The organism is Plantibacter sp. PA-3-X8 (assembly GCF_003856975.1).
Taxonomy (GTDB): domain Bacteria; phylum Actinomycetota; class Actinomycetes; order Actinomycetales; family Microbacteriaceae; genus Plantibacter; species Plantibacter auratus.
Genome location: NZ_CP033107.1, coordinates 771,427 through 797,981 on the forward strand (window position 1 = coordinate 771,427; position 26,555 = coordinate 797,981).

Consider the following 26,555-nt stretch of genomic DNA (forward strand, 5'->3'; position numbering starts at 1 on the left):
GACGGCTCTACGCGGAGAGTTCGGTGCGGCCCTTGGCGCGACGAGCCGACAGGATGCCGCGGCCGGCACGCGTGCGCATGCGCAGACGGAAGCCGTGCTTCTTGGCGCGACGACGGTTGTTCGGCTGGAAGGTTCTCTTGCTCATAATTACGATCTCCGGATCATGACCCACCACTGCACAGGTGGCAGCAGGGTACGGAAGGGTGCCCGTGGGCAGAAGTCAACTGATTAAACCTACGGTCTACTCGCGCGAAGGTCAAACCAGCGGCGCCCAAACGAATGATTATCCACAGGATTCACAGAAATTGTAGCAGTGACACGCAGGGCGGCCGTACAGTGATTTGGGACTGGGGCGACGTGTTGTTAGCGTAAGCCCTCGGGTTATGCACAGCGTGTGGATAGCACCGCGCTCAGCCCCGAATACTCAGGGGAGAGCCTGTGGATGAACCTGTGAGTATGTGTGGGGAGAACTATGTCGGACGCCGACGATGCGATCGCTGAGACCTGGCAATCGGTGCTCGAGATCCTCTCCGTCGACGACCGCATCACCCCGCCGCTCCGCGGGTTCCTCAACCTCATCGTCCCCAAGGGCATCATGGGCGGCACCTTCTACCTGGAGGTGCCCAACGAGTTCACGATGGGCATGCTCAACCAGCGCATGCGGGCACCGATCCTCGCCGCACTCGCGTCCATCGTCGACGGCGGTCCCGTCGGCAACTACGCGATCGTCGTCAACCCCGACATCGTCGAGGAACGGTACGAGCAGACCGGCTTCCAGCACATCGACCCGGCACCGCTCGAGTCACCGCAACCGCAGCTGACCCCGACCCCCACGCTGCCGGCTCGCGAGAACGACACCCGACTCAACCCGAAGTACAGCTTCGACAACTTCGTCATCGGTCAGTCCAACCGGTTCGCGCACGCGGCCGCGGTCGCCGTGGCCGAAGCGCCGGCCAAGGCCTACAACCCGCTGTTCGTGTACGGCGACTCCGGGCTCGGCAAGACCCACCTCCTCCACGCCATCGGCCACTACGCGATGAACCTCTACGCGGGGATCCGCGTCCGGTACGTGTCCAGCGAGGAGTTCACGAACGACTTCATCAACTCGATCGCCAACAACCGCGGCTCGTTCTTCCAGTCGCGGTACCGCGACATCGACATCCTGCTGATCGACGACATCCAGTTCCTCCAGGGCAAGGCGGAGACGCAGGAGGCGTTCTTCCACACCTTCAACACCCTGCACGATCACAACAAGCAGGTGGTCATCACCAGCGACCTGCCGCCGAAGGCGCTCACCGGCTTCGAAGAGCGGATGCGTTCGCGCTTCGAGTGGGGACTCATCACCGACGTCCAGGCTCCCGACCTCGAGACGCGCATCGCGATCCTGCGCAAGAAGGCGCAGAACGAGAAGCTGCACATCCCGGACGAGGTCCTCGAGTTCATCGCCACCAAGGTGTCGAGCAACATCCGTGAGCTGGAAGGCACGCTCATCCGGGTCGTCGCGTTCGCGAGCCTGAACCGGACCGCCGTCGACATGACGTTGGCCCAGACGGTGCTGAAGGACGTCATCAGCCTCGACGACGACAACGTCATCTCGCCGATCGACATCATCAACACGACGGCCGACTACTTCAAGCTCTCGGTCGACGACCTGTACGGCTCGAGCCGATCGCAGGCGGTCGCGACGGCGCGTCAGATCGCGATGTACCTCTGTCGCGAGCTCACGAACCTCTCACTCCCGAAGATCGGTCAGCTGTTCGGCAACCGGGACCACACGACGGTCATGTACGCCAACCGGAAGATCACCGACCTCATGCAGGAGAAGCGCTCGATCTACAACCAGGTGACCGAGCTCACGAGCCGCATCAAGCAGAACCTCCGCTACGGCGCCTGACCCCTGTTCGGTCACTGAACCTCACTCGGTCCCTGAGCTTGTCGAAGGGCCCTCGACAGGCTCGGGGACCGGGGAACCGCTACGGCGCCTGACGCGTCCTGGTGAACGTTTCCGGCCCCTCGACGCACTCGGTGCGCTCGAGGGGCCGATTTCGTTCATCAGGCGACGACGAGCGCTCATTCGACGACATGATCCGAGCCCGATCTGTCCACATTCGGACCTCGCAGCCCTGTGGATAACCTGTGGAGAGATGTGGAAGCTCCGGGCAGGCTTGTGAGTGAACATCGTTCACCGGCCTGCGCGTCCCACACCCTAGCGTCGTTCTCTCCACAGGCCACCACCAAGTTACACACATGTAGTTCCCTGTGTTCGAGCGGGTTCGGCGGACTTATCCACAGTTTCCACACCGGTTAAGACTGTTAACCGTTAATTCAATGATCTCTCCGCCAAACAACCTTTCCCCAGGCTCGCTTCTCCACAGCACCTCGTCCCACTCGACCCCGGAAGCAGACCCACTAGCATTGGTGACGTCATCGAGAGCCAGAGACAGGGGACTTGTCGTGCGATTCAGCGTCAACCGGGATGTATTCAGCGAAGCCGTCTCGTTCGCAGTGAAGCTGCTCCCGCAGCGCCCGACGCTGCCGATCCTGAACGGCATCCTCATCGAAGCCGGTGACGACGGTCTCATCCTGTCCTCCTTCGACTACGAGGTCTCCAGCCAGACCGGCATCGCGGCCGAGGTCGAGGAGGCCGGCACGGCACTCGTCAACGGCCGGCTGCTCTCGGAGATCGCCAGCCGCCTTCCGAACGCGCCCGTCCGGTTCAGCAAGGTCGAGAACCGCATCGAGGTCACCTGTGGTTCTGCCCGGTTCACGCTCGGATCGATGCCCGTCGAGGAGTACCCGACGATCCCGCAGGTCGACGCCGACTTCGGCCTCGTGCCCGCCGACGAGTTCGCCACCGCAGTGAGCCAGGTCGCTGTCGCCGCAAGCCGCGACGACGTGACCCCGGTCATCACCGGCGTACAGCTCGAGGTATCCAAGACGAGCCTCAGCCTCGTCGCGACCGACCGCTACCGCGTCGCGGTCCGCGAGATCGACTGGGACTCGGGCCAGGGCGACGGTTCCAGCGAGACGATCACAGCCCTCGTGCCGGCCCGCACGCTCCAGGAGGTCGGCAAGACCTTCGGCCACAGCGGCAACATCAACGTCGCGATCACGAATCGCGACGACCGCGAGCTCATCGCGTTCCGGGCCGACCGCAAGACGGTCACCTCGCTGCTGATCAAGGGCAACTTCCCGCCGGTCAAGCGGCTCTTCCCCGAGACGACCGACAACTACGCGATCATCAACACCGCGGAACTCATCGAGGCGACCAGGCGCATGTCGCTCGTCCTCGAGCGCGAAGCGGCTCTCCGCTTCACCTTCACCATCGACGGCCTCACGCTCGAAGCCGTCGGATCCGAGCAGGCGCAGGCATCCGAGGGCATCGACGCCCTCCTCACCGGCGACGACATCGTGCTCTCCCTCAAGCCGCAGTTCCTGATCGACGGTCTGACCGCGGTCCGGAGCGAGTACGTGCGGTTCTCTTTCACGAAGACGGAGAACACGAACAAGCCGGGACCCATGCTCATCACGAGCCAATCCTCCAAGGATCAGCCGGGTGCCGACAGCTACAAGTACCTGCTGCAGCCGAACCTGCTGCTGCGCTGACACGCAAAGGATCCACCATGCACATCGGTCTCGTCGGTCTCGGCAAGATGGGCAACAACATGCGCACGCGTCTGCGTGCGAACGGCATCGAGGTCACCGGTTTCGACCGGAACCCCGATGTCACCGACGTCGCGACGATCAGCGACCTCGTCGCTGCGCTCCCGGCACCTCGCACGGTCTGGGTCATGGTCCCCGCCGGGGCCATCACCGACTCCGTCGTCGAGGAGCTGAACGGCCTGCTCGAGGCCGGCGACCTGATCATCGACGGCGGCAACAGCCGCTTCACGGACGACTTCAAGCACGCTGAACTGCTGTCGGCGAAGGGCATCGACTACATCGATGCCGGCGTCTCCGGCGGTGTCTGGGGTGTCGACAACGGCTACGGCCTCATGGTCGGCGGTTCCAAGGAGCAGGTGGAGCGGGTCATGCCCGTCTTCGACGCCCTGCGTCCTGAAGGCCCGCGCGATGAGGGCTTCGTCCACGTCGGAGAGGTCGGCGCCGGCCACTACGCGAAGATGGTGCACAACGGCATCGAGTACGCGCTCATGCAGGCGTACGCCGAGGGCTTCGAGCTCCTCGACAAGCGCGAGGACATCATCAAGGACGTGCCCGGCACCTTCAAGGCCTGGCAGCGCGGCACCGTCGTGCGGTCCTGGCTGCTGGAGCTCCTCGTCCGCGCCCTCGAGGAGGACCCGGACTTCGAGCAGATCGAGGGCTACGTCGAGGACTCGGGTGAGGGCCGCTGGACGATCGAGGAGGCCATCGCGAACGCGGTGCCCGTCCCGACCATCTCGGCATCGATCTTCGCCCGCTTCGTGTCGCGCCAGGAGGACTCGCCGGCCATGAAGGCGGTCGCCGCACTCCGCAACCAGTTCGGCGGACACGCGGTCAAGAAGGCCGACGACTGACGACACGACGTCTCCTGACGAACGAAATCGACCCTCCAGCGGAGCGGAAGGCTCCGGGAGGGTCGATTTCGTTCACCCTGCGCCGTCGTGACTGGCGCGCTCGGACGTCCGACGGCGCCCCGACCCGTTCGGCGTCAGGGCGAGGCGGTAGGGTGACGTGGTGATCGTGCGGCACTTGAATCTCACCGACTATCGCAACTACGCGGTGGTCGATGTCGCGCTCGAACCCGGACCCAATCTGTTCGTGGGTCGCAATGGCCAAGGCAAGACCAACCTCGTCGAGGCGATCGGATACCTCAGCAGCCTCGGGTCCCATCGGGTCTCCTCCGAACAGGCACTCATCCGACACGGTGCCGACGCGGCGATCATCAGGGCGCGCATCGTGCACGACGGTCGTGAGCTGCTCGCCGAGGTGCAGCTCAACCGGGGTTCGGCCAACCGCGCGCAGGTGAACCGGTCGCAGATCAAGCCGCGCGAACTGCCGCGGTACGTGTCCACCGTGCTGTTCGCCCCGGAGGACCTCTTGATCGTCCGAGGCGACCCGTCGGCGCGCCGGCGGTTCATCGACCAGCTCCTCGTGCAGCGGATCCCCCGCCTGGCCGGGGTGATGGCCGACTACGACCGCTCCCTGAAGCAGCGGAACTCGCTCCTCAAGTCGGCGAGGGCGCGTGGGCTGAAGTCCGGGCCCCTGGCGACGCTCGACCTCTGGGACGACCGACTCGTGCAGTACGGCACGGAGATCATCGCCGAACGTCTGCAGCTCCTGGCCATGCTCGGTGGGCCACTGCGTGCCGCGTACGAGGCCGTGGCCGGCGACGATCACCGACCGGTCCTCCTGCCCGTGCTCAGTATCGCCGGCACCGATGCCGAGGACGAGTCGGCAGCCGCCGATCCCACGGAGGGCGTGGAGCCGGGCGCGCCCGTCGATCTGGCGCGCATCGCGGAACGGTTCCGTGCTGCGCTCGCACAGCTTCGGTCGGCCGAACTCGAGCGGGGCCTGACGCTCGTCGGACCACACCGCGACGATGTGTTCTTCGGTCTCAACGGGCTGCCGGTCAAGGGCTACGCGAGCCACGGTGAATCGTGGTCGTTCGCGCTCGCCGCCAAACTCGCCTCGGCCGAGCTCCTCCGGGCCGACTCGTCCCTCGGCGACCCGGTGCTCATCCTCGACGACGTCTTCGCCGAGCTGGATTCGCGTCGCCGGGAACGCCTCGCGGCCGCGGTCGCGGAGTACGACCAGGTCATCATCACCGCGGCCGTGTTCGACGACGTCCCCGAACGGTTCACCGCGCACGTCGTGCGCATCGAGGCCGGACGGATCGTCGACGGTCCGGAAGATGCGGCCGGCCCAGTGAACGAGCCGTTCCCCACGGAGTCGACGCATGACTGAGCCGCGGCGACTCGGACGGGACGCCGACCCGGCGGGGGAACTCTCCGCCACGGTGTACCTCCGGTTCAAGGAGATCTTCGGTGGCGAACGGATCTCCCGTGATCGCAAACGCCGCGAACGCTCGGCCGAGGGGCCTCAGGACTCGGTGCCGTACGGTGTCGGTCGCGACCCCAAGGGCCTCGGGACGGTCATCGATTCGCTGACCGCCGGACTCGGGTGGAACTCGCCACTCGCCCAGCACGAGGTCCTCGGGAACTGGGCGGAGTTGTGCGGCGAGGACACCGCCAGGTACTCCGAACCGGTGTCGATCGCGGACGGCGTCCTGCTCGTCCAATGCCAGTCGACGGCCTGGGCGACACAGCTGCGACACATGCGCCACGAGATCCTCGTCCGCATCGCCGAACGCTATCCCGACGCCGGTGTCGACACGATCCGTTTCCAGGGCCCCGGAGCACCCTCCTGGAAAAGAGGCCCCAGGTCGATCCCAGGGCGTGGTCCACGCGATACTTACGGCTAGGGAGGCAAATACAGCCTCCGGGCATGGAAAAGTGCCTCAAACGGGCGTTTTCTCGCGGCTTCACGGGGTCTGTTTGGTAGGATGGAACGGTCGAATCTCGACGGTTTGGAGCCCTCTTTTCCTATGACATCAGAACCCAACACGCACGCCCAAGACTCTGATTACGGCGCAAGTGCCATCCAGGTTCTCGAAGGTCTCGAAGCCGTCCGGAAGCGGCCCGGTATGTACATCGGGTCCACCGGTCCACGTGGTCTGCACCACCTGGTCTACGAGATCGTCGACAACTCCGTGGACGAGGCCCTCGCCGGCTACTGCGACACGATCCTCGTGACCATCCTGGAGGACGGCGGCGTCCGCGTCATCGACAACGGTCGAGGCATCCCGGTCGACATCCACCCGGTCGAGAAGAAGTCGACCGTCGAGGTCGTCCTGACCATCCTGCACGCCGGCGGCAAGTTCGGTGGCGGCGGGTACGCGGTCTCCGGTGGTCTCCACGGCGTCGGTTCGTCCGTCGTCAACGCACTGTCCACGCGCCTCTCGGTCGAGGTCCGTCGTCAGGGTTCGGTCTGGCGCCAGAGCTTCCAGCACGGTGTCCCCGACGCCCCGCTCCACGAGGACGAGCCGTCGTCCGAGACGGGCACCACGATCACCTTCTGGCCGAGCGCCGAGACGTTCGAGACGACGGAGTTCGACTACGAGACGCTCCGGACCCGCTTCCAGCAGATGGCGTTCCTCAACAAGGGCCTCCGCATCGAGCTCGCCGACGAGCGGCCGTTGCGCGACGCCATCGAGGCCGAGGACGTCGACGACAACTCGGCGGCTCACTCGCAGCGCAAGGACGTCTTCTTCTACGAGCGCGGTCTCGAGGACTACGTCGAGTACCTGAACAAGGCCAAGCGTGCCGAGCTCGTGCACGACGAGATCATCTCTTTCGAGTCGGAGAACACCGAGCGCAAGATCGCGCTCGAGGTCGCGATGCAGTGGACGACGGCGTACAACGAGAGCGTCCACACCTACGCGAACACGATCAACACGCACGAGGGCGGCACCCACGAGGAAGGGTTCCGTGCGGCGCTCACCACGCTCGTGAACCGGTACGCACGTGAGAAGGGCATCCTCAAGGAGAAGGACGACAACCTCTCGGGCGACGACGTCCGCGAGGGCCTCACTGCCGTCATCTCCGTCAAGCTCTCCGAGCCGCAGTTCGAGGGCCAGACGAAGACCAAGCTCGGCAACACCGAGGCGAAGGCGTTCGTGCAGAAGGTCGTCAGCGAGCAGCTCAACGACTGGTTCGACCGCAACCCCAACCAGGCCAAGGAGATCATCCGGAAGGCGCTGCAGGCCGCGACCGCTCGTCTCGCCGCCCGCAAGGCCCGTGAGACGGCCCGTCGCAAGGGTCTCCTCGAGGGTGGCGGCATGCCCGGCAAGCTCAAGGACTGCCAGTCGAAGGACCCGTCGCTGTCCGAGATCTTCATCGTCGAGGGTGACTCCGCAGGCGGCTCCGCCGTGCAGGGTCGCAACCCGGAGACCCAGGCGATCCTCCCGCTCCGCGGCAAGATCCTCAACGTCGAGAAGGCACGCCTCGACCGCGCGCTCGCGAACAACGAGGTCCAGGCCATGATCACGGCCTTCGGTGCCGGCATCGGTGAGGACTTCAACCCCGACAAGGTGCGGTACCACAAGATCGTGCTCATGGCCGATGCCGACGTCGACGGCCAGCACATCACGACGCTGCTGCTGACGCTCCTGTTCCGCTACATGCGCCCGCTCGTCGACCTCGGATACGTGTACCTCGCGCAGCCGCCGCTCTACCGCCTGAAGTGGTCGAACGCCGACCACCAGTACGTGTACAGCGACCGCGAACGCGACGCCCTCGTCACCGACGGTGTCGCCTCGGGCAAGCGCATCCCGAAGGAGAACGGGATCCAGCGCTACAAGGGTCTCGGCGAGATGAACTACAAGGAGCTGTGGGAGACCACGATGGACCCGCAGACGCGGACGCTCCTCCAGGTCACCCTCGACGACGCCGCGGCTGCCGATGAGATCTTCTCCACGCTCATGGGCGAGGACGTGGAGTCCCGTCGGACCTTCATCCAGAAGAACGCGAAAGACGTCCGCTTCCTCGACATCTGAGTGGCACGAACCACCCTCATCCATCGGTCACTGAGCTTGTCGAAGTGATCCACCTCGCATCAAACAGGCCCTTCGACAAGCTCAGGGACCAGGAGAAGTAAGAGAACATGGCAGACGAAACCAACGACGAGATCACGGTCCCGGACGAGGACCACGGCGTGCACGGACGGATCGACCAGGTCGACCTGCAACTCGAGATGCAGCGCAGCTACCTCGACTACGCGATGAGCGTCATCGTCGGTCGTGCCCTGCCCGACGTCCGCGACGGCCTGAAGCCCGTCCACCGCCGCGTGATCTACGCGATGTACGACGGCGGCTACCGCCCCGACCGCTCGTTCTCCAAGTGCGCGCGCGTCGTCGGCGACGTCATGGGTCAGTTCCACCCCCACGGCGACACGGCCATCTACGACGCGCTCGTCCGCCTCGTGCAGCCGTGGAGCCTGCGGTACCCGTTGGCGCTCGGCCAGGGCAACTTCGGCTCACCGGGCAACGACGGCGCGGCCGCCCCTCGGTACACCGAGACGAAGATGGCCCCGCTCGCCATGGAGATGGTGCGCGACATCGACGAGGAGACCGTCGACTTCCAGCCCAACTACGACGGCGAGTCCCAGGAGCCGGTCGTCCTGCCGGCGCGCTTCCCGAACCTGCTCGTCAACGGGTCCGTCGGCATCGCGGTCGGCATGGCCACGAACATCCCGCCACACAACCTCCGCGAGGTCGCCGACGGTGCCCTCTGGCACCTGGCGAACCCCGAGGCCAGCCGGGACGAGCTCCTCGAGGCACTCATGCAGCGCATCAAGGGGCCGGACTTCCCGACCGGCGCGCAGATCCTCGGTATCAAGGGCATCCAGGACGCCTACCGCACGGGTCGCGGGTCCATCACGATGCGGGCCGTCGTGAACGTCGAGGAGATCCAGGGCCGGACCTGCCTCGTCGTCACCGAGCTCCCGTACCAGGTGAACCCCGACAACCTCGCGCTGAAGATCGCCGACCTCGTCAAGGAGGGTCGTCTCGGCGGCGTCGCCGACATCCGCGACGAGACCTCCGGTCGCACCGGCCAGCGGCTCGTCATCGTGCTGAAACGCGATGCGGTCGCGAAGGTCGTCCTCAACAACCTCTACAAGCACACGCAGCTGCAGGACAACTTCGGCGCGAACATGCTCGCGATCGTCGACGGCATCCCGCGGACGTTGCCGCTCGACGGGTTCATCACCAACTGGGTGACGCACCAGGTCGAGGTCATCGTCCGCCGCACCGTGTTCCGACTCCGCAAGAAGGAGGAGCGCGCACACATCCTCCGCGGCTACCTGAAGGCGCTCGACGCACTGGACGAGGTCATCGCGCTCATCCGTCGCTCGCCGTCCGCCGACGAGGCGCGCACGGGTCTCATGGACCTCCTCGAGATCGACGAGCTCCAGGCCAGCGCGATCCTCGACATGCAGCTGCGTCGTCTGGCCGCCCTCGAGCGTCAGAAGATCATCGACGAGGCAGCCGAGATCGAAGCGCAGATCGCCGACCTCAAGGACATCCTCGCGAAGCCGGTCCGCCAGCGCGAGATCGTCAGCGAGGAACTGACCGCGATCGTCGACAAGTACGGCGACGACCGCCGCACCGAGATCATGTTCGGTTTCGACGGCGACATGAACATGGAAGACCTGATCCCCGAAGAGGAGATGGTCATCACCGTCACCCGCGGCGGGTACATCAAGCGCACGCGCAGCGACAACTACCGTCAGCAGCACCGCGGTGGCAAGGGTGTCAAGGGCGCCCAGCTGCGCGCGGACGACGTGGTCGACCACTTCTTCGTGACGACGACGCACCACTGGCTCCTCTTCTTCACGACGAAGGGTCGCGTGTACCGCGCGAAGGCCTACGAGCTGCAGGAGGCCGGCCGCGACGCCAAGGGCCAGCACGTGGCCAACCTGCTCGCCATGCAGCCCGACGAGGAGATCGCCGAGATCCTCGACATCCGCGACTACGAGGCCGCGACGTACCTGGTCCTCGCGACGCACGACGGCCTCGTCAAGAAGACGGCGCTCTCGGAGTACGACACGAACCGCTCGGGCGGCATCATCGCGATCAACCTGCGCGAGGGCGACGAGCTCACCTCCGCGCTGCTCGTGGAGAACGACAGCGACGTCCTGCTGGTGTCCCGTAAGGGCATGTCGATCCGCTTCACGGCCAGCGACGAGACCCTGCGGCCGATGGGACGCGCGACGAGCGGCGTCATCGGCATGCATTTCCGCGACGACGACAAGCTGCTCTCGGCGTCGGTGCTGCCGTCCGTCGAGGGTGAGGAACGCGAGGCGTTCGTCTTCGTCGTGACGGAGGGCGGCTACGCGAAGCGCACCAACATCGACCAGTACCGCGGCCAGAACCGCGGTGGTCTGGGCATCAAGGTGGCCAAGCTGAACGACGATCGAGGCACCCTCGCGGGCGCCCTGATCGTCGACGAGAGCGACGAGGTCCTTGTGGTTCTTGCCAGTGGCAAGGTGGTAAGGTCTGCCGTGGCCGAAGTTCCAGCGAAGGGGCGCGACACGATGGGCGTCGTCTTCGCACGTTTCGCGGAGAGCGACCGAATCATCGCGCTGGCCAAGAACAGTGACCGAAACCTTGAGACCCAGGATGTTCCGGAGACGGTTGCAGACGCAGCCGCCCCGGAGGGTGCAGAACCCGAGGCATCCGTGCCGGACGAGACTCCGGCGATGAAGGAAGAAGTAGATGAGCAGTAGCGTCGCAGAGAAGTTGGCCAAGAAGTCGACCAAACGCACCAGCACCAAGCAGGTGCGCCTGAAGCTGGTGTACATCGACTTCTGGTCGGCGGTGAAGCTGTCGTTCCTGGCGGCGATCGCGGTCGCCGTGGTCATCGTGGTGTTCTTCTTCCTCGTCTACACGGTGCTCAACACCACCGGTGTCTTCACGAAGGTCGGTGGCCTGTTCACCGACATCGCCGGACCGGGGAACAACATCCTGCAGTACGTCAACCTGCCGCAGGTCATGGCCTTCGCCGGCATCGTGGCGCTGCTCAACCTCATCGTCATCACGCTGATGGGAGCGCTCCTCGCGGGGCTCTACAACCTCAGCGTGAAGATCACGGGTGGCCTCCTCGTCGGGTTCACCAACAACTGACGCTCCGTCGGGTCGGCGCCGCCCCGTGCGGCGCCGCTCGATTATGAGTTGCGGCGGGAATCGGGTAGTCTCAACAAGGTTCAAAACGGGGCTATAGCTCAGGCGGTTAGAGCGCTTCGCTGATAACGAAGAGGTCCCAGGTTCAAGTCCTGGTAGCCCCACCCTGCACGACCAGCAACACACCGATTGGATCGGATCTCCGGATCTGTTCCATCCGGGGCCTTAGCTCAGTTGGTAGAGCGCCTGCTTTGCAAGCAGGATGTCGGGAGTTCGATTCTCCCAGGCTCCACAGTCCAGAAACGCCCTCGGCAGACGCCGGGGGCGTTCTCCGTTGTCACGGGGCCCGGCGGTTAGGCTGACGGCATGGATATCCGCGTCGCTGCATATGCCGTCATCGTCGACGAACGGGGCATGCTCCTCTCCCACTGGAACGAGAGCGGACACAGCGGATGGACGCTCCCCGGCGGCGGGATCGACCCCGGTGAGGACCCGGCCGACGCGGCCGTCCGCGAGGTGTTCGAGGAGACCGGCTACCACGCCGAGCTCGACGACTTGATCGGCGTCGACTCGCAGGTCGTTCCGGCGGAGCGTCGCCTCAGCACCACGGCCACCGGGCCGCTCCACACGTTGCGCATCGTCTACCGGGCGCACCTCACCGGTGGCACGCTGACCTACGAGGCCGACGGCAGCACCGACTACGCCGCGTGGTACCCGCTCGAGGAGGTCGGCTCACTCGACCGCGTCAGCCTCGTCGACGTCGGACGACGCTTCGCCGGCCTCATCTGAGCACAGCCGTCACAACACGAAGCCCCTCCCCGGTCGGAACCGGCGAGGGGCTGCGTCGTGCGAAGCGTGATCAGGAAGCGGCAGGCTCCTCGTCGGAGACCCACAGCTCGTCGTCTGCGCGGAACGTCTGCCAGACGGCGTAGGCGACACCGGCAGCGGCGAGGACGCCGAGGCCGATCGCGATGACGGTACCGGCGCTCGCGCCCTTCTTGGCGGGCAGCACTTGCTCGGGCACGTGGAGGCGACGGAGAGCCGCCTGCACGCGGGTGTCCTTGGCGATGTCGCCGATGCTCAGCACCGTACCGACGACGCCACCGACAGCGGGGACGACGCCGTCCGAGAAGCCCTTGCGCACGCCGTCGACGGCGTTGCGGGAGACCTTGATCCCCCGGTCGACCGTCGGGACGACGCGGTGCTCGTAGGTGTCGCGCACGACGGGGACCACCTGCTCCTTCGAGAAGTTCCCGAGCTGACGGCTCACCTCACGAGCGACTTCGTTGGCGTGGTTCAGGACATCCTGCTGGGAGTCCCAGAGGTCGGCAGCGGAACCCTTGAGCTTCTTGAGCTCTTTCCGGCGCTTGCGTGACAGGCTCATGTGGTCATCTCCAATGATCGCGGCAACAACGTAACCTCCATCTTGCCACTTAGACCCCTGGATACCATCCGAGAGTCCCGAACCCTTGTGCAAGAATTGGGAGTATGTCAAAGCACACCGCAGTCGCCACGTTGCACACCAACCACGGTGAGATCAAGGTCAACCTCTTCGGGGACCACGCTCCCAAGACGGTCAAGAACTTCACCGACCTGGCGACCGGTGGGCGCGAGTGGACGGATTCGAAGACGGGCCAGACCCGGAACGACGCGCTGTACAGCGACCTCATCTTCCACCGCATCATCCCCGCGTTCATGATCCAGGGCGGCGACCCGCTCGGAACCGGCACCGGTGGCCCGGGCTACAACTTCGACGACGAGATCCACCCGGAGCTCAACTTCGACGAGCCCTACATCCTCGCCATGGCGAACGCCGGCAAGCGCCGCAACGCCATCACGGGCGCCGTCGAGGGCACGAACGGTTCGCAGTTCTTCATCACGACCGTTCCCACGCAGTGGCTCCAGGGCAAGCACACCATCTTCGGTGAGGTCGCCGACGCCGAGTCCCGCGCGGTCGTCGACGCCATCCAGGCCGTCCCGACCGGTGCCGGCGACAAGCCGATCGAGCCCGTCGTCCTCGAGAGCGTCACCATCTCCGAGGCCTAGACACCGCTCGGAGGACAGACCGTGACCCTGCCCCGGGATCCGTCGGCCAACTTCTGCTATCGCCACCCCGACCGACAGAGCTTCGTACTCTGCCAGCGTTGCGGTCGGACGATCTGTGGAGAGTGCCAGACGCCCGGGGCAGTCGGTTTCATCTGTCCGGAGGACATGAAGGCGCAACGACAGAGCGCCCCTCGCAACCGTCTCGGCGCGAGGATCAGCAACTCCTCCCCCATCGTCACGTACGCGATCATCGCCGTGACGGCGTTCGTGTTCCTGCTGCAGTGGATCCCCGGGCTCGGCGTCACGAACGCGCTCCTCTACGCCGGCGTGTACTCCGATCCGTCGTACGGCGCCCTCCAGCCCTGGCGGATGCTGACCGCCGTGTTCGTGCACTCGCAGGGGTTCATCTTCCACATCCTGCTGAACATGTACACGCTCTGGATCTTCGGCCGGATCCTCGAGACCATGCTCGGGCACTGGCGGTTCCTCGTGCTCTACCTGATCGCCGGGTTCGCCGGTTCAGTCGGTGTCCTGTTCCTCGCCGACCCGAGGACGGCCGTCGTCGGCGCCTCGGGCGCGATCTTCGGTCTCCTCGGGGCGTTCCTCGTCATCCAGCGACGCATGGGTGCCGACACCCGCGGGCTGCTGGTGCTCCTGGGCATCAACCTCGTCATCGGCTTCATCCCCGGCGTGAACATCGCCTGGCAGGCCCACCTGGGCGGGCTCGTCGTCGGCGCCCTCATCGGCCTCATCCTCGTCAACACCCGCAAGCGCACCCAGCAGCCGCTCCAGGCAGTCCTGATCGGCGCCTTGAGCGTCGTCCTCGTGGGCGCCAGCCTCCTGCCCGCCCTGCTCTGAGCGGGACCGCACTTCGACAGGCTCAGTGACCGGGTGTGGCTCGGTGACCGGGTGTGGCTCGGTGACCGGGTGTGGCTCGGTGACCGAGTTCGGCTCGGTGACCGGGCTCGGATCCGTGACCGGGTACCGCCCGGTGACCCGCGTCGATCACTGGTGCGGTCGGTCGTGCGCCGCAACCATGCAGCAGACGTTGAAGGTTGACCGAGTTATCCACAGAGTTATGAACACTGGGGATAATTACACCAGTGTGGTTCCCCGTGTTTCCGGGACTCCCGGCGGTTCTCCACACCGGCATGTGGATAACTCGGAAGTTCTCCACATTCCTGTGGAGAACTCGCTACAACGGATGCCCCATACACGAAACAGCGGGCCGTCCGAGAGGACGACCCGCTGTGCACGACGTGAAGTGAGTGAGGCTAGCGCCATCTGGTGGTCATGAGGAACCCGATGAAGGCGATGCCGAAGCCGACGAGGATGTTCCACGGCCCGAGTGACTGGATCGGGAGCAGCGTGCCGCTCAGGTAGTAGACGACGATCCAGGCGAGGCCGAGGAGCATGAAGCCGAACATGACCGGCTTGAACCAGACCGCGTTCGGTGCGGGTTCGCCGCTCGTCTGCTCGGGTTCGCGGGACGGTTTGCTTCGTGACTTCGTGCGTGCCATGCCGACATTCTACCTGTTCACCCCAATCGGTGCCTTGGGGATCAGCCGATCCCGAGTTCTTCTCGGTAGAATCCATGCGTGACCGACGACCTACCTTCGCGAGCGAGCGCACGCGCCGCTGAGCGCAGAGCGCCGTCGAAGCACCGCATCAGCGTCTTCGGGGTGGCCGGCGAGCTGCTCATCACCGCAGGCATGGTGGTCCTGCTGTTCCTCGCCTGGCAGCTCTGGTGGAACGACATGATCATGGCCGGCAGCCAGGCGAACGCCGCGTCGAGCCAGTCGCAGGAGTGGATCAAGAACGCCGAGACCGCTCCCGCACCCGAACCGACGGTGGATGCGACCGGCGCGCCGAACTACGGTGAGCCGCCCGTCACCGCCCGTCCCGCGCCGGGCGACCCGTTCGCGGTGCTCTACGTTCCGCGGTACGGCGCCGACTACCGCCGCGTCGTCGCCGAGGGTGTCGACACCGCGACCGTCCTCAACAGCTTCGACCTCGGGGTCGGTCATTACCCGAGCACCCAGATGCCCGGAGAGGTCGGCAACTTCGTCGTCGCCGGTCACCGCAAGGCCTACGGCGGTGCGATGACCCTGATCAGCGACCTGCAGATCGGCGACAAGGTCTACGTCCAGACGGCCGACGGCTACTACACCTACGTGTTCCGGAACATCACCTACGTGTTGCCCACCCAGGTGGACGTCCTCAACCCCGTCCCCCAGGTCGACGGTGTCGCACCGACGCAGCGCATCCTCACCCTGACCACCTGCAACCCGCTCTATTCGACGGCGGAACGCAGTATCGCTTACGCGGTGTACGAGTCCTGGCAGCCGCTGTCCGCCGGGCCGCCCGCCGAGATCGCCGCGTCCGTCGCGGCCGCTGGAGGCTGACGATGTACGGCGCACTCTGGAGGGTCCTGCCCGGACCCGTGTGGCTGAGGATCATCATCCTCGTCGTCCTGTTCGTCGCGGTCGTTGCCGCACTCTTCACCTGGGTGTTCCCCTACGTGGACTCGTTCATCGTCGATCAGAATGTGACCGTCGGAAACGAATGACCCGCGTCCTGGTCATCGACAACTACGACAGCTTCGTCTACACGCTGAACGGGTACGTCGAACAACTGGGTGCAGAGACCGTCGTCGTGCAGAACGACGGCATCGCGCTCGACGACCTCGAGCAGCGGATCCTCGGGTTCGACGGCGTACTCGTCTCACCCGGACCCGGTCGGCCCGCTGACGCCGGGATCTCGCTGGCCTCCGTGCGCGCGGCGTACCGAACCGGGACGCCACTCCTCGGAGTGTGCCTCGGCCACCAGGCGATCGCCGAGGCGTTCGGAGCGACCGTGCACACCGCCGACGAACTGATGCACGGACAGAGTTCGCTCGTGGAACACGACGGCAGTGCCCTCTACCGCGGAATCCCGCAGCAGTTCAACGCCACCCGGTATCACTCGCTCGCGGTCGTCGACGGCACCGTGCCCGAGGAGCTCGTCGTGACGAGCCGCACGACCGGCGGCGTGATCATGGGGCTCCGCCACCGCGACGCCCCGGTCCATGGGGTGCAGTTCCATCCGGAGTCCGTGCTCTCCGAGGGCGGCTACCAGCTCCTGGCGAACTGGCTCGAGACGACCGGGCTCACCGGAGCGCATCAGCGGGCACGAGGCCTCAGCCCACTCATGACCCGGTAGGCCCTTCGACAGGCTCAGGGACCGGAGAGATTGCGCAGGGACCGGTGAGCTTGTTCAGGAACCGTCCTTCGACAGGCCCAGGAACCAGCGCAGCCTACGGACCGGTGCAGTAGGTGAGCGTGATGACGGACTTCTGGGGGATGTCGCCTGGTGCGGGAGACATGGCCGTGACCGGGTCGCCGGCGACCGCCTTACACGTCGCGTCGGCCTGCGGCTGAACGGTGAACTGCCTCGTCGCGTCCTGCAGGTAGTTCGTCGCGTCGAGAAGCGGCTGCCCGACGACGTCCGTCAGCGTCACGTTTCCGCTGGAGACGACGAGGTTCACCGTGGACCCCTGGTCGACGGAGGTACCCGCTCCGGGATCCATTCGCAGCACGACACCCGCCGGCACGGTCGGCGAGTTCTCCCGGGTCACGGAGCCTTGCGTGAGGCCGGCGGCGGCGACCGCAGCCCACGCGGCCTCGGAGGATTGGTTGACGACGTCGGGGACCTGGACCTGCGCACGGCCGGTCGACACGTAGACCTTGATCTGCGTGTTCTTGGTGACGGTGGTGCCGCCTGGTGGGTCCGTACGGATCACGTGCCCGGCGTCGTAGTCGCTGCTCGCTTCATCGAACTTGGTGGGGACCAGTTCGAGCTGCTCGATCGTGCTGTTCGCACTCTCCCACGTGGCGTCGACGAGATCCGGCACCTCTCGGGAGTCCGTGGAGATGCTCGTCGCGGGCGGCAGCTGCACCACCCAGAACACGAGGGAGAAGAGGATGACGGCGATACCGGCGATAGCAGCCCAGATCCACACGACCGGCGGGCGGCGCTGGGTACGCGTCACGGTGTCGTCCGAGGTGAGCTGACGGATCGCCTGCTCGGTGCTGGACGCAGCCGTCGGTGATGGGCCGAACAGTGAGTCGTGGTCGTCGCGTCGGACCGGCACATGGCCGGCCCCGGCTTCGTCGAGATCCTCACGGAACTCGACGGCGCTCTGATAGCGCTCGAAGCGATCCTTCGCGAGGGCGCGGAGGACGACCTGGTCGAGCGCCGGCGACACCTTCGGGTTGATCGAGCTCGGCTTCACCGGGCGCTCGCTCACGTGCTGGTACGCGACGGCGACGGCGGTGTCGCCGCGGAAGGGCGCTTTACCCGTCAGCATCTCGAAGAGGACGACGCCGGTGGAGTAGAGGTCGGTCCGCGCGTCGACCGTCTCGCCCTTGGCCTGCTCGGGCGAGAAGTACGCGGCCGTACCGAGGATGGCTGTCGTCTGGGCGACCGTCGTGGACGAATCGGAGACGGCGCGCGCGATGCCGAAGTCGGTCACCTTGACGTCGCCGGCCGTGGTGATCATGACGTTGCCCGGCTTGATGTCGCGATGCACGACGCCGGCGCGGTGGGAGTACTCCAGCGCGGTGAGGATGCTGTGCGCGATGCGCACCGCCTCCTCGGAATCGACAGGGCCCTCGGCGATGAGGTCCTTGAGCATGCGCCCTTCGACGTACTCCATGACGATGAACGGCTCGATGAGGTCGTGCCCCGAGCCGTCCTTGACCCGCTCCTCGCCGGCGTCGTAGACACGGACGATCGTGGGGTGGGCCATCCGTGACGCGGCCTGGGCCTCCTGACGGAAGCGGGAGCGGAACGCGGGGTCGGTGGCGAGCGTCGACTTCAGGACCTTGATGGCGACGGTACGACCGAGCTTGGTGTCAACGCCGCGGAAGACGTTGGACATGCCCCCGCGACCGATGAGGTCGCCGACGACGTATCGGCCTGCGAGCAGGCGTTGATCGTCAGCCACGTACCACCCCTGAATTCGCTTGGAGGACAAACACTAACAGCTTACTCGGGCACCCTTCGAGTGCTCTCAGGGATGACCCTGAGAGCACTCGTGACACGGACTACGGCTTCGTCGACTCGACGATGTCCGCGGTCCCTGCAGGAGAAGAAGCCGACGTGCCGCTTGAGCAGACGACAGCGTATGAGATGCTCAGCTGGCCTGGCGACGAGACACGAATCGATGCCGATGTCGCGCTCGCTGGGAAGACGTTTTTCTCGGGCGCGTTCGGGAATGTGACGCCCGCCCCTGAAGCAGACAGCTGGTATCCCGTCACCGTGGTGCCCGAGGGGCAACTCGCCGCCAGCCAGTTCACGGTCAAGTCGACCGTTCCGCCGCCCTTCGGCAGTTCGATCTGGTTCGCGTCGTTGTAATCTCCGTCGATCTTCGGAGCTTCCGTCGGGGCGTTGATGACCGGCACCTCGTCGTAGACGGTCAGCGTGATGGCCGAACCGGTCTTGACGTTGCCCGTCGGGTTGACGTCGTACACCGTGTCGACCTGCTCCGGTGTCGTGGCGGGGTTGCCGACGTTCTTGGAGACGCTGAAGTTGTACGGTGCAGCGCTGAAGATCGTGTTGAGCTCGTCGAAGGACCGGCCCTGGAGGTCGCTCAGGTTGATCGGGAACACCGTGGGCGTGGGCGTGGGCGTCGGCGTCGGGGACTTCGTCGGCTTCGGAGTGGCTGAAGTGGTGGTCTCGGACGGCGTACCACCCCCGGCATCGTTGCCCTGGTTGGCGAAGACCGCGATCAACGAGCCGACCAGCACGATGACGAGCAGGGCGACGAGACCGATGAGCGGCCAGGTCCACTTGCTGCGCTTCTTCTTCTCGCCCTCGCCCTCGACGTCGTCCTCGAGCTGGTCCGCCTCGGCGGCGGACAGCAACTGCGTGGTCGCGTCGTCGGCTGCGGGCATCCGGCGGGTCTGGTCCATCACGGTGGTCGCGTCGTCGCCGGCTCCACCGAGGATCATCGGCACGGCTGCGGCGGCGGCGTTGAGGTCGCCCCGACGGAGCGCCTGAGCGGCGCGCGCGACGTGGGCGGACGATGCCGGACGGTCGACCGGGTTCTTCGCGATCATCGACATGACGAACCGGCGGACCGGCTCGGCGATCGTGACGGGGAGCTCCGGTGGCTGCTCGTTGATCTGCGCCATGGCGATGGCGACCTGCGACTCGCCCGTGAACGGGCGGCGTCCGGCGAGGCACTCGTACGCGACGATGCCGAGCGAATAGATGTCCGTCGACGGCGAGGCGGGGTGTCCGCTCGCCTGCTCGGGCGAGAGGTACTGCACGGTGCCCATGACCTGACCGGTGGCCGTGAGCGGCACCTGGTCGGCGATCCGGGCGATGCCGAAGTCGGTGATCTTGACGCGACCGTCCGGCGTGATGAGCAGGTTGCCCGGCTTGATGTCGCGGTGGACGAGGCCTGCGGCGTGCGCGGCCTGGAGCGCAGACGAGGTCTGCGCGACGATGTCCAGCACCTTGTCGGTGGGCAGGACACGTTCGCGCTCGAGCACGGTGGACAAGGCCTCACCGGGCACGAGTTCCATGACGAGGAACGCGCTGCCGTCCTCCTCGCCGTAGTCGAAGACGTTGGCGATGCCCTCGTGGTTCACGAGTGCGGCGTGCCGTGCCTCGGCACGGAAGCGCTCGAGGAACCCGGGGTCCCCCATGTACTCGTCCTTGAGGATCTTGATGGCGATGGTCCGGCCGATGACCAGGTCAGTGGCCTGCCACACCTCGCCCATGCCACCGATCGCAATGCGAGATTGCAGTTCGTAGCGACCTCCGAAGGTCAGCCCGGCTGTCGGTCTCATTTGTTCAGCACCGCCTCTAGTACTTTCTTCGCGATCGGCGCGGCCACGAGGTTGCCGTAACCGTCCTGTCCGAGTCCACCGCCATCTTCAACAACGACCGCCACGGCGACCTTCGGGTCGTCCGCGGGTGCGAAACCGGTGAACCACAGCGTGTACGGATCGTCGGATCCGTTCTGTGCCGTGCCTGTCTTTCCAGCCACATCGACCCCATCTATTCTTGCATTAGTCGCAGCACCGCTCTGGACGCCCTGGACCATGATGTCCGTGATCTCCTTGGCCACCGAACTCGAGATCGGCTGCGACAGCTGCGCCGGTTCGAACTCCTTGAGGACACTCAGATCGGGGTTCACGACGCGGTTCACCAGCTGCGGGTTGCAGACGATGCCACCGTTCGCGATGCCGGCCGAGACCATGGCCATCTGGAGTGCCGAGGCCCGCACGGTGTACTGCCCGAAGGCAGCCATGGCGGTCTGGTCGTCGCTCAGCGCGTTCGGGAAGGTGCTCGGCTGCATCGGCATGGGGTTGAGTCCCGTTCCGGTGATGTTGACGTCCATGTTGAAGCCGAAGCTCTGCGCCATGTCGCGGATCTTCTCGTAGCCGAGTTCGACACCGAGTTCCGCGAGCGGGATGTTGCAGCTGAGCTCGACGGCTGTCGCGATGGACACCGTCGCGCCTCCGCCGCAGCTTCCGCCCTCGGAGTTGCGGATGACGGTGCTCGTCCCGGGGAGCGTGTATGTGGACGGGTTCGGGAACTCCGACTCCGGCGTGTAGTCGCCCGACGCGAACGCGGCGGCCGCGGTGACGAGCTTGAACGTGGAGCCGGGCGGATCGAGGTCGCCGTCGACACCCTTGTTGAGGAGCGGCTGGCGGTCGTCGTCGTCGAGGGTCCGGTAGGCGTCGAGCACGGCCGCGTTGTCGTGGCTGGCCAGGACGTTCGGGTCGTAGCCTGGGCTCGACACCGAGGCGAGGATCTTGCCCGTCTTCGGCTCGATGGCGACGATCGCGCCCTCCTGGTCGCCGAGTGCGTCGAAGGCGGCCTGCTGCACGACGGGGTCCAGGCTGACCTCGACCGCCGCACCCTTCGGAGCCTGGCCGGAGATGAGCCGGTTGATGGAGTCGAGGAACTGGGAGTTCGACGTACCGCTCAGGTACTCGTTCGTCGCGAGTTCGAGACCGGACGAGCCCTGGGTGGGCGAGAAGTAGCCGGTGACGGGCGCGTACAACGGGCCGTTCGCGTAGACGCGCTGGTACTTGTATTCGTCGTCACTGGCGACGGACGAGGCGATGGCGGTCCCGTCCGTGAGCAGGATGGGACCTCGCTCCGTCCGGTAGCTGTCGTAGAGCGTCCGTGTGTTGCGACCGTCGGCGTTGAGGGTGTCGGCCTGGAACATCTGGATGATGGTGGTCGACCCGAAGAGCGCCAGGAACATCGCCAGGACGACGATGCTCACCCGCTTGAGTTCGCGATTCATGAGACCACCGCCTTGGGTTGGGTTCGGACCGTGTCGGAGATGCGGAGCAGGACGGCGATGATGATCCAGTTCGCGACGAGCGACGACCCGCCGGCCGCCAGGAAGGGTGTGGTGAGCCCAGTGAGCGGGATGATGCGGGTCACGCCGCCGACGACGACGAAGACCTGCAGCGCGACGGTGAACGCCAGGCCGATCGAGAGGAGCTTGCCGAAGTCGTCGGTGCCGGCGTAGCCGACTCGGAAGCCCCGCGAGACGAGCAGCAGGTAGAGCGCGAAGATCGCGAAGAGACCGGCGAGGCCGAGCTCTTCACCGAGGCTGGCGATGATGTAGTCGCTCTGCGGGACGGGCGTGATCTCGGGCATGCCCTGGCCGAGCCCGGTGCCGAGCAGTCCGCCGTGGGCGAGGCCGAAGATGCCCTGCACGAGCTGGTAGCTGCCGCCGTCGCGGTCGAAGACCTCCGGGTTGAAGGCGTCCCACCAGTTGTGGAAACGGCCGGCGACGTAGGAGAGGGTCTGGCCGGCGATGAACGCACCGGCGAAGAACATCGTCAGGCCGATGATGATCCAGCTGGCGCGGCTCGTCGCGACGTACAGCATGACGAGGAACATGCCGAAGTAGAGCAGACCGGTTCCGAGGTCGCGCTGGAAGACGATCACGCCCATCGCCATCGCCCAGACCACGAGGATCGGGCCGAGGTCGCGCAGACGGGGGAACTGGATCCCGAGGAACTTCTTGCCGACCATCGAGAGGCTGTCGCGCGTTCGCACGAGATAACCGGCGAAGAAGACCGCCAGAGCGATCTTCGCGATCTCGCCGGGCTGGAAGGTGACCGCGTCGCCGATGCCGATCCAGACGCGGGCGCCGTTGACCTCGCGACCGATGCCCGGCAGCAGGGGCAGCAGGAGGAGGACGAAGGCGAAGAGGCCGGCGATGTAGGTGTACTTGAAGAGGACGCGGTGGTTGCGGATGATCAGCACCACGGCGATGGCGCCGGCGATCGCGATCGCACTCCACACCATCTGTCGGACCGCGGCGCTCGCCCAACCGGAGTCGCCGAGCGCGATGTCGATCCGGTAGATCTCGGCGATCCCGACGCCGCCGAGCACGGTGGCGATCGGCAGCAGGAAGGGGTCGGCCTCCGCCGCGGTGTAGCGCAGCACGATGTGGAAGGCGAGGACCAGCAGTGACAGGCCCGAGCCGAAGGTGATCAGGGCGAAGTCGAGGTGTCCGAGGGCCCCGAGCTGCACGAGCATGACCGCGACCGCGTTGATGGCGAACGCGAAGATGAGGAGCGCGAGCTCGAGGTTGCGGAGCTTCTTCGGCAGCCGGAGCCGGCGCATCGTCTTGATGACGCCGGTGTCGGCTTGGATGGGGGCTGCGACGTCACTGGTCATCGGTCACCCGCAGTCGCTTCACGATGTCGAGGGCCTCGGTGAACGAGGACGCGCTGATGGTCTGGTCGACGGCCTGGCGGTCGAAGTCGGAGAGCGAGCCGAGCGGGATGCCGGTGTCCTCCTTGACGTTCGAGAGTTTGATGGGGCCGACGTCCTGCTGGATGCCCTGGTAGATGACCACCGTGTCGTCGTCGCCGCCGACGAAGTACCGGGTCTGGGTCCACGCGTACCCGAGCACGACACCACCGACGATCGCGACGATGACCACGATGAGACCGACGAGCCAGGTGATGCGCCGACGTCTCGCGCGACGCTCGTCCTCTTCGATGAGCTCGTCGAGGTAGTCCTCGGAGGCGGGCTCGAAGTGGGAGTTGCCGAGCGAGGTGACCCGACCGGGGTGCAGCCAGCTGTTGGGGATGAGTGAGGGCTTCTTCACCGACGGGGTGAGTGCGAAGGCCACGGGCTTCGAGGCCGAACCGACGACGACGGGCTCGCCGTCACTCACCGGCTCGTCGACGATGTCGACGACCACGACGGTGACGTTGTCCGGTGCACCGCGGTCCAGGCTCTGCCGGACGAGCTTCTCGGCAGTGCGCTGCGCCGACAGCTTCTCGGTGAGGGTCGCCGTGATGTGCGTCTCGTCGACCACGCCCGAGAGACCGTCCGAGCAGAGGATCCAGCGGTCACCCGGCTGCGTTCCGAGCGTCATCGTGTCGATCTCGGGGGAGGCGTCGACGTCGCCGAGGACGCGCATCAGCACGGATCGGCGGGGATGGACCATCGCCTCCTCCGCCGTGATCCGGCCGGAGTCCACGAGACGCTGGACGAACGTGTGGTCGACCGTGATCTGGCTGAGCTCGCCCTCACGGAAGAGGTAGATCCGGGAGTCGCCGATGTGGGCGATGGCGACCTCGTTGCCGATGACCGCGAGCGCGGAGACCGTGGTGCCCATGCCGGTCAGCTCGCGGTGCTTCGAGACCGTGTCGCCCAGGATGGAGTTCGCCGCGAGGATCGCCGACTGGAGCGTCGCCTCAGCGGCTTCGGAGGACGGGTACGGTTCGTCGGCTTCGATGATGCGGTTGAGTGCCATCGCCGAGGCGACGTCACCGCCGGCGTGGCCGCCCATGCCGTCGGCGACGACGAACAGGTGGTGCCCGGAGTAGCCGGAATCCTGGTTGTTTGAGCGCACTTTACCCACGTGGGAGAGCGCTGCGCCGGCGCCGCTGGTCGTCACCGGGTTACCGCCGCAACTCGAAACTGGTCTGGCCGACCTTGACGGGGGTGTCGAGTGGGATCTGCGTCGGGACGCTCACGCGCTTGCCGGCGAGGAAGGTGCCGTTGGTGGAGTCGAGGTCCTGGACCATCCACTCGTCGTTCCAGAGCATGAGGCGCGCGTGATGCGTGGACGTGTAGTCGTCGCGGATGATGAGGCCGGAGTCCGCTGAGCGGCCGATGGTGATCGGCTCGCGGCCGAGGGGGAGCTCGGTGCCCTGCTTGGGCCCGGACACGATGACGAGGCGCGAGGTGTTGTCGACCGTGGCGCGCGGAGGGGTGCCGCTCGATCCGCCGGTGGCGGGCCGACTGGGGGCCGGGGCGGTCGCGGCGCGCATCGGCTGCGGCGGTGTGGCCGGGGCTCCGTTCGACGACTGCTGCTGCGGCTTCCGGACACGTGGTCCGAAGAGGTCGGTGCGGAGGGCGTAGACGATGCCGAAGACGAACGTCCAGAGCAGGAGCAGGAAGCCGATGCGGAGGACCAGCAGGGTCAGTTCGCTCACGCGCCGTCCCCCCACGAGTCGCCGAAAGACGACACATCGTGACGTCGGGTCGCATCGCTCATCTGGCGATCGGATCCGCCGGCCTTGGCGACCACCCGGAACACGATCCTGGTGCGGCCGATCTCGATGACGGAGTCGGGGGAGAGGGCCGCCTGGCGGAAGGACTGGCCGTTGAGCTTCGAGCCGTTCGTCGAGCCGAGGTCGCGCGCCTGACCGGCGTTGCCGTCCCAGAGGATCTCGACGTGCTTCCGTGAGGTGCCGGTGTCGGGGATCGTGATGTCAGCCTCGGTACCGCGGCCGATGACCGTGCGGGCCTGCGTGATCGGGTAGCGCTTACCGCCGATATCGAGCACGGGTGCCCAGGTGACGGAGCCCTTGAGGTTGACGCTGTCGATCTGCACGAGGCCGTCGGGGAGGGAGCGGTCGCCGGAGAGCTTGATGGTCACGGCACCCGGAAAGGAGTACCCCTGGCTCTTGGCGTGCTTCTGGACGAGCGAACCGAGCTCGTCGATGAGGGAGGGGCCGATGGCGTCCATGCGCTCGAAGTCGGTGGGCGACATGCGGACGGTGAACTTGTTCGGCACGAGGATGCGGTCGCGGGAGACGACGGCGGCCTTGGTATCGAGCTCGCGTCGGAGCGCGCTCGTGATCTCGACCGGCTGGAGTCCGGACTTGAAGGTCTTCGCGAAGGCGCCGTTGACGGCGCGCTCGAGTCCCTTCTCGAAGTTGTCCAGAATGCCCACGGTCTCTCGATTCGTGTCGGTGTCCAGGCAATGTTAGACGGTTTGCCTGCACACGAGGCCAATCGACGCGGGCGCCGACGCCAGGTGTTCACCCGCTCGGCAGCAGGAGATCAGCATCGGCGCATGGCCGTCCGACCCGTTTCCTCCTGCCTTGGCGCGGATCTCCGGTGTTCTACCGCGCGGGTTCCGCGTGCTATCCTCGATAAGTTGCCGCGAGAGCGGTGACGTCTGGTGTCTCGCGCGAGTGGCGGAATTGGCAGACGCGCTGGCTTCAGGTGCCAGTGCTCGAAAGGGCGTGCGGGTTCAAGTCCCGCCTCGCGCACCAGGGCGGGTTCACGTAGAAACGCGAATCAGTTCATGAAATGCGAGTTCGGCGGTTGCCTCGGTGAAAATCGAGGCAACCGCCGCTTCATTTTCGGGCCTCAGCGTGGTTCGTGAGCGCGGATCCGCGCTCGCCGCGTTCTGTGTCCACGACGAATAGCCTCTTGAGGGGCTGTTCGGTCTTGCTTTTCGATTTCAAGCGAGTCGTTCGGACTACGCGGGAGGTGCGAGCGCGCCGACTGTTGCCGGCCGAACATTAGCCAGGTTCGTGGCGGAGAACTTCTT

24 protein-coding genes and 3 tRNA genes are annotated in these 26,555 nt (G+C 66.0%); 17 read left to right on the plus strand and 10 right to left on the minus strand.

The features are described from left to right. Positions 1-7: 7 nt before the first annotated feature. Positions 8-145 carry a 50S ribosomal protein L34 gene (rpmH, locus tag EAO79_RS03700; protein WP_056010217.1) on the minus strand — a complete coding sequence of 46 codons (138 nt, stop codon included), beginning with the start codon at positions 143-145 and terminating at the stop codon, positions 8-10. Positions 146-472: 327 nt separating this feature from the next. Here rpmH and dnaA point away from each other — a divergent pair, with 327 nt between their 5' ends. The 11 genes from dnaA to EAO79_RS03755 all read left to right on the plus strand — a co-directional run bounded on the left by dnaA (position 473) and on the right by EAO79_RS03755 (position 12,469). Next, the gene (gene dnaA / locus EAO79_RS03705; RefSeq protein ID WP_064294038.1) at positions 473-1,894 is read left to right on the plus strand and encodes a chromosomal replication initiator protein DnaA; all 1,422 of its coding nucleotides are present in this window, start codon (positions 473-475) and stop codon (positions 1,892-1,894) included. Positions 1,895-2,454: 560 nt separating this feature from the next. Beyond that, positions 2,455-3,606, plus strand: coding sequence for a DNA polymerase III subunit beta (gene dnaN / locus EAO79_RS03710; RefSeq protein ID WP_064294037.1), 1,152 nt, complete (start codon positions 2,455-2,457; stop codon positions 3,604-3,606). Between the two features lie 17 nt (positions 3,607-3,623). Further along, a complete protein-coding gene (gnd, locus tag EAO79_RS03715) occupies positions 3,624-4,514 on the plus strand; it encodes a phosphogluconate dehydrogenase (NAD(+)-dependent, decarboxylating) (protein WP_064294036.1) in 891 nt (296 codons plus the stop codon). A gap of 160 nt (positions 4,515-4,674) precedes the next feature. Beyond that, positions 4,675-5,904, plus strand: a complete 1,230-nt coding sequence (gene recF / locus EAO79_RS03720; RefSeq protein WP_124767835.1) for a DNA replication/repair protein RecF — start codon at positions 4,675-4,677, stop codon at positions 5,902-5,904. Beyond that, positions 5,897-6,421 (plus strand): DUF721 domain-containing protein, encoded by a 525-nt coding sequence (locus EAO79_RS03725; protein ID WP_079704322.1) that lies wholly within the window; start codon positions 5,897-5,899, stop codon positions 6,419-6,421. The genes recF and EAO79_RS03725 overlap by 8 nt, the downstream gene beginning before the upstream one ends. Before the next feature lie 123 nt (positions 6,422-6,544). Then, the gene (gene gyrB / locus EAO79_RS03730; protein WP_124767836.1) at positions 6,545-8,554 is read left to right on the plus strand and encodes a DNA topoisomerase (ATP-hydrolyzing) subunit B; all 2,010 of its coding nucleotides are present in this window, start codon (positions 6,545-6,547) and stop codon (positions 8,552-8,554) included. A gap of 107 nt (positions 8,555-8,661) precedes the next feature. Continuing rightward, complete coding sequence (gyrA, locus tag EAO79_RS03735; RefSeq protein ID WP_124767837.1) at positions 8,662-11,286, plus strand: DNA gyrase subunit A; 2,625 nt, start codon at positions 8,662-8,664, stop codon at positions 11,284-11,286. Then, entirely contained in the window at positions 11,276-11,683 is a 408-nt protein-coding gene (locus tag EAO79_RS03740) for a DUF3566 domain-containing protein (protein WP_056010202.1), read from the plus strand. Before gyrA ends, EAO79_RS03740 begins: the two co-directional genes overlap by 11 nt. An 87-nt stretch (positions 11,684-11,770) precedes the next feature. After that, positions 11,771-11,844: transfer RNA gene (locus tag EAO79_RS03745), tRNA-Ile, on the plus strand. A gap of 55 nt (positions 11,845-11,899) precedes the next feature. Beyond that, positions 11,900-11,972, plus strand: a tRNA-Ala gene (locus EAO79_RS03750). Positions 11,973-12,046: 74 nt separating this feature from the next. Next, the gene (locus EAO79_RS03755) at positions 12,047-12,469 is read left to right on the plus strand and encodes an NUDIX hydrolase (protein ID WP_079704326.1); all 423 of its coding nucleotides are present in this window, start codon (positions 12,047-12,049) and stop codon (positions 12,467-12,469) included. A 70-nt stretch (positions 12,470-12,539) separates the two neighbouring features. Here EAO79_RS03755 and EAO79_RS03760 read toward each other — a convergent pair whose 3' ends face one another. Further along, entirely contained in the window at positions 12,540-13,064 is a 525-nt protein-coding gene (locus EAO79_RS03760) for a DNA helicase (protein WP_124767838.1), read from the minus strand. Between the two features lie 104 nt (positions 13,065-13,168). Here EAO79_RS03760 and EAO79_RS03765 point away from each other — a divergent pair, with 104 nt between their 5' ends. Together EAO79_RS03765 and EAO79_RS03770 are read left to right on the plus strand one after the other, a co-directional pair. Further along, complete coding sequence (locus tag EAO79_RS03765) at positions 13,169-13,726, plus strand: peptidylprolyl isomerase (RefSeq protein WP_064294028.1); 558 nt, start codon at positions 13,169-13,171, stop codon at positions 13,724-13,726. 165 nt (positions 13,727-13,891) lie between these two features. Further along, entirely contained in the window at positions 13,892-14,584 is a 693-nt protein-coding gene (locus EAO79_RS03770) for a rhomboid family intramembrane serine protease (protein WP_241160976.1), read from the plus strand. A gap of 416 nt (positions 14,585-15,000) precedes the next feature. Here the strand turns inward: EAO79_RS03770 and EAO79_RS03775 are convergent, their stop codons facing one another. Further along, complete coding sequence (locus tag EAO79_RS03775; RefSeq protein WP_064294026.1) at positions 15,001-15,246, minus strand: cell division protein CrgA; 246 nt, start codon at positions 15,244-15,246, stop codon at positions 15,001-15,003. Between the two features lie 78 nt (positions 15,247-15,324). Between EAO79_RS03775 and EAO79_RS03780 the strand changes: the two genes are divergently transcribed. The 3 genes from EAO79_RS03780 to EAO79_RS03785 are packed head-to-tail and all read left to right on the plus strand — an operon-like array spanning position 15,325 to position 16,927. Beyond that, the gene (locus EAO79_RS03780) at positions 15,325-16,131 is read left to right on the plus strand and encodes a class E sortase (protein WP_139382341.1); all 807 of its coding nucleotides are present in this window, start codon (positions 15,325-15,327) and stop codon (positions 16,129-16,131) included. A gap of 2 nt (positions 16,132-16,133) precedes the next feature. Then, on the plus strand, positions 16,134-16,295 hold the full coding sequence (locus tag EAO79_RS19010; RefSeq protein ID WP_164486886.1) for a hypothetical protein: 162 nt from the start codon (positions 16,134-16,136) through the stop codon (positions 16,293-16,295). Further along, positions 16,292-16,927: an aminodeoxychorismate/anthranilate synthase component II gene (locus EAO79_RS03785; RefSeq protein WP_124767840.1), complete on the plus strand. Its 636-nt coding sequence runs from the start codon at positions 16,292-16,294 to the stop codon at positions 16,925-16,927. The genes EAO79_RS19010 and EAO79_RS03785 overlap by 4 nt, the downstream gene beginning before the upstream one ends. A gap of 94 nt (positions 16,928-17,021) precedes the next feature. Here EAO79_RS03785 and pknB read toward each other — a convergent pair whose 3' ends face one another. From pknB to EAO79_RS03820, 7 genes are all read right to left on the minus strand, one after another. After that, a complete protein-coding gene (gene pknB / locus EAO79_RS03790; RefSeq protein WP_079704330.1) occupies positions 17,022-18,713 on the minus strand; it encodes a Stk1 family PASTA domain-containing Ser/Thr kinase in 1,692 nt (563 codons plus the stop codon). A 100-nt stretch (positions 18,714-18,813) separates the two neighbouring features. After that, entirely contained in the window at positions 18,814-20,565 is a 1,752-nt protein-coding gene (locus tag EAO79_RS03795; RefSeq protein WP_124767841.1) for a protein kinase, read from the minus strand. Continuing rightward, complete coding sequence (locus EAO79_RS03800; RefSeq protein ID WP_124767842.1) at positions 20,562-22,037, minus strand: penicillin-binding protein 2; 1,476 nt, start codon at positions 22,035-22,037, stop codon at positions 20,562-20,564. The genes EAO79_RS03795 and EAO79_RS03800 overlap by 4 nt, the downstream gene beginning before the upstream one ends. After that, on the minus strand, positions 22,034-23,431 hold the full coding sequence (locus EAO79_RS03805) for an FtsW/RodA/SpoVE family cell cycle protein (protein ID WP_079704333.1): 1,398 nt from the start codon (positions 23,429-23,431) through the stop codon (positions 22,034-22,036). The genes EAO79_RS03800 and EAO79_RS03805 overlap by 4 nt, the downstream gene beginning before the upstream one ends. After that, positions 23,421-24,665 carry a Stp1/IreP family PP2C-type Ser/Thr phosphatase gene (locus EAO79_RS03810; RefSeq protein WP_079704334.1) on the minus strand — a complete coding sequence of 415 codons (1,245 nt, stop codon included), beginning with the start codon at positions 24,663-24,665 and terminating at the stop codon, positions 23,421-23,423. The genes EAO79_RS03805 and EAO79_RS03810 overlap by 11 nt, the downstream gene beginning before the upstream one ends. A gap of 4 nt (positions 24,666-24,669) precedes the next feature. Further along, complete coding sequence (locus EAO79_RS03815; RefSeq protein WP_079706131.1) at positions 24,670-25,206, minus strand: FHA domain-containing protein; 537 nt, start codon at positions 25,204-25,206, stop codon at positions 24,670-24,672. Beyond that, on the minus strand, positions 25,203-25,949 hold the full coding sequence (locus tag EAO79_RS03820; RefSeq protein ID WP_124767843.1) for a DUF3662 and FHA domain-containing protein: 747 nt from the start codon (positions 25,947-25,949) through the stop codon (positions 25,203-25,205). The genes EAO79_RS03815 and EAO79_RS03820 overlap by 4 nt, the downstream gene beginning before the upstream one ends. A 238-nt stretch (positions 25,950-26,187) precedes the next feature. Here EAO79_RS03820 and EAO79_RS03825 point away from each other — a divergent pair. Next, positions 26,188-26,274, plus strand: a tRNA-Leu gene (locus tag EAO79_RS03825). Positions 26,275-26,555 lie beyond the last annotated feature (281 nt).

Bases quoted from the DNA above. Each gene is read 5' to 3' on its own strand.
- EAO79_RS19010 (WP_164486886.1), top strand. From the start codon at position 16,134: ATGTACGGCGCACTCTGGAGGGTCCTGCCCGGACCCGTGTGGCTGAGG.
- EAO79_RS03770 (WP_241160976.1), top strand. From the start codon at position 13,892: ATGAAGGCGCAACGACAGAGCGCCCCTCGCAACCGTCTCGGCGCGAGG.
- EAO79_RS03760 (WP_124767838.1), bottom strand. From the start codon at position 13,064: ATGAGCCTGTCACGCAAGCGCCGGAAAGAGCTCAAGAAGCTCAAGGGT.
- EAO79_RS03765 (WP_064294028.1), top strand. From the start codon at position 13,169: ATGTCAAAGCACACCGCAGTCGCCACGTTGCACACCAACCACGGTGAG.
- EAO79_RS03755 (WP_079704326.1), top strand. From the start codon at position 12,047: ATGGATATCCGCGTCGCTGCATATGCCGTCATCGTCGACGAACGGGGC.
- EAO79_RS03805 (WP_079704333.1), bottom strand. From the start codon at position 23,431: ATGACCAGTGACGTCGCAGCCCCCATCCAAGCCGACACCGGCGTCATC.
- EAO79_RS03800 (WP_124767842.1), bottom strand. From the start codon at position 22,037: ATGAATCGCGAACTCAAGCGGGTGAGCATCGTCGTCCTGGCGATGTTC.
- gyrB (WP_124767836.1), top strand. From the start codon at position 6,545: ATGACATCAGAACCCAACACGCACGCCCAAGACTCTGATTACGGCGCA.
- EAO79_RS03740 (WP_056010202.1), top strand. From the start codon at position 11,276: ATGAGCAGTAGCGTCGCAGAGAAGTTGGCCAAGAAGTCGACCAAACGC.
- EAO79_RS03725 (WP_079704322.1), top strand. From the start codon at position 5,897: ATGACTGAGCCGCGGCGACTCGGACGGGACGCCGACCCGGCGGGGGAA.
- gyrA (WP_124767837.1), top strand. From the start codon at position 8,662: ATGGCAGACGAAACCAACGACGAGATCACGGTCCCGGACGAGGACCAC.
- rpmH (WP_056010217.1), bottom strand. From the start codon at position 145: ATGAGCAAGAGAACCTTCCAGCCGAACAACCGTCGTCGCGCCAAGAAG.
- EAO79_RS03785 (WP_124767840.1), top strand. From the start codon at position 16,292: ATGACCCGCGTCCTGGTCATCGACAACTACGACAGCTTCGTCTACACG.
- EAO79_RS03795 (WP_124767841.1), bottom strand. From the start codon at position 20,565: ATGAGACCGACAGCCGGGCTGACCTTCGGAGGTCGCTACGAACTGCAA.
- EAO79_RS03775 (WP_064294026.1), bottom strand. From the start codon at position 15,246: ATGGCACGCACGAAGTCACGAAGCAAACCGTCCCGCGAACCCGAGCAG.
- gnd (WP_064294036.1), top strand. From the start codon at position 3,624: ATGCACATCGGTCTCGTCGGTCTCGGCAAGATGGGCAACAACATGCGC.
- dnaA (WP_064294038.1), top strand. From the start codon at position 473: ATGTCGGACGCCGACGATGCGATCGCTGAGACCTGGCAATCGGTGCTC.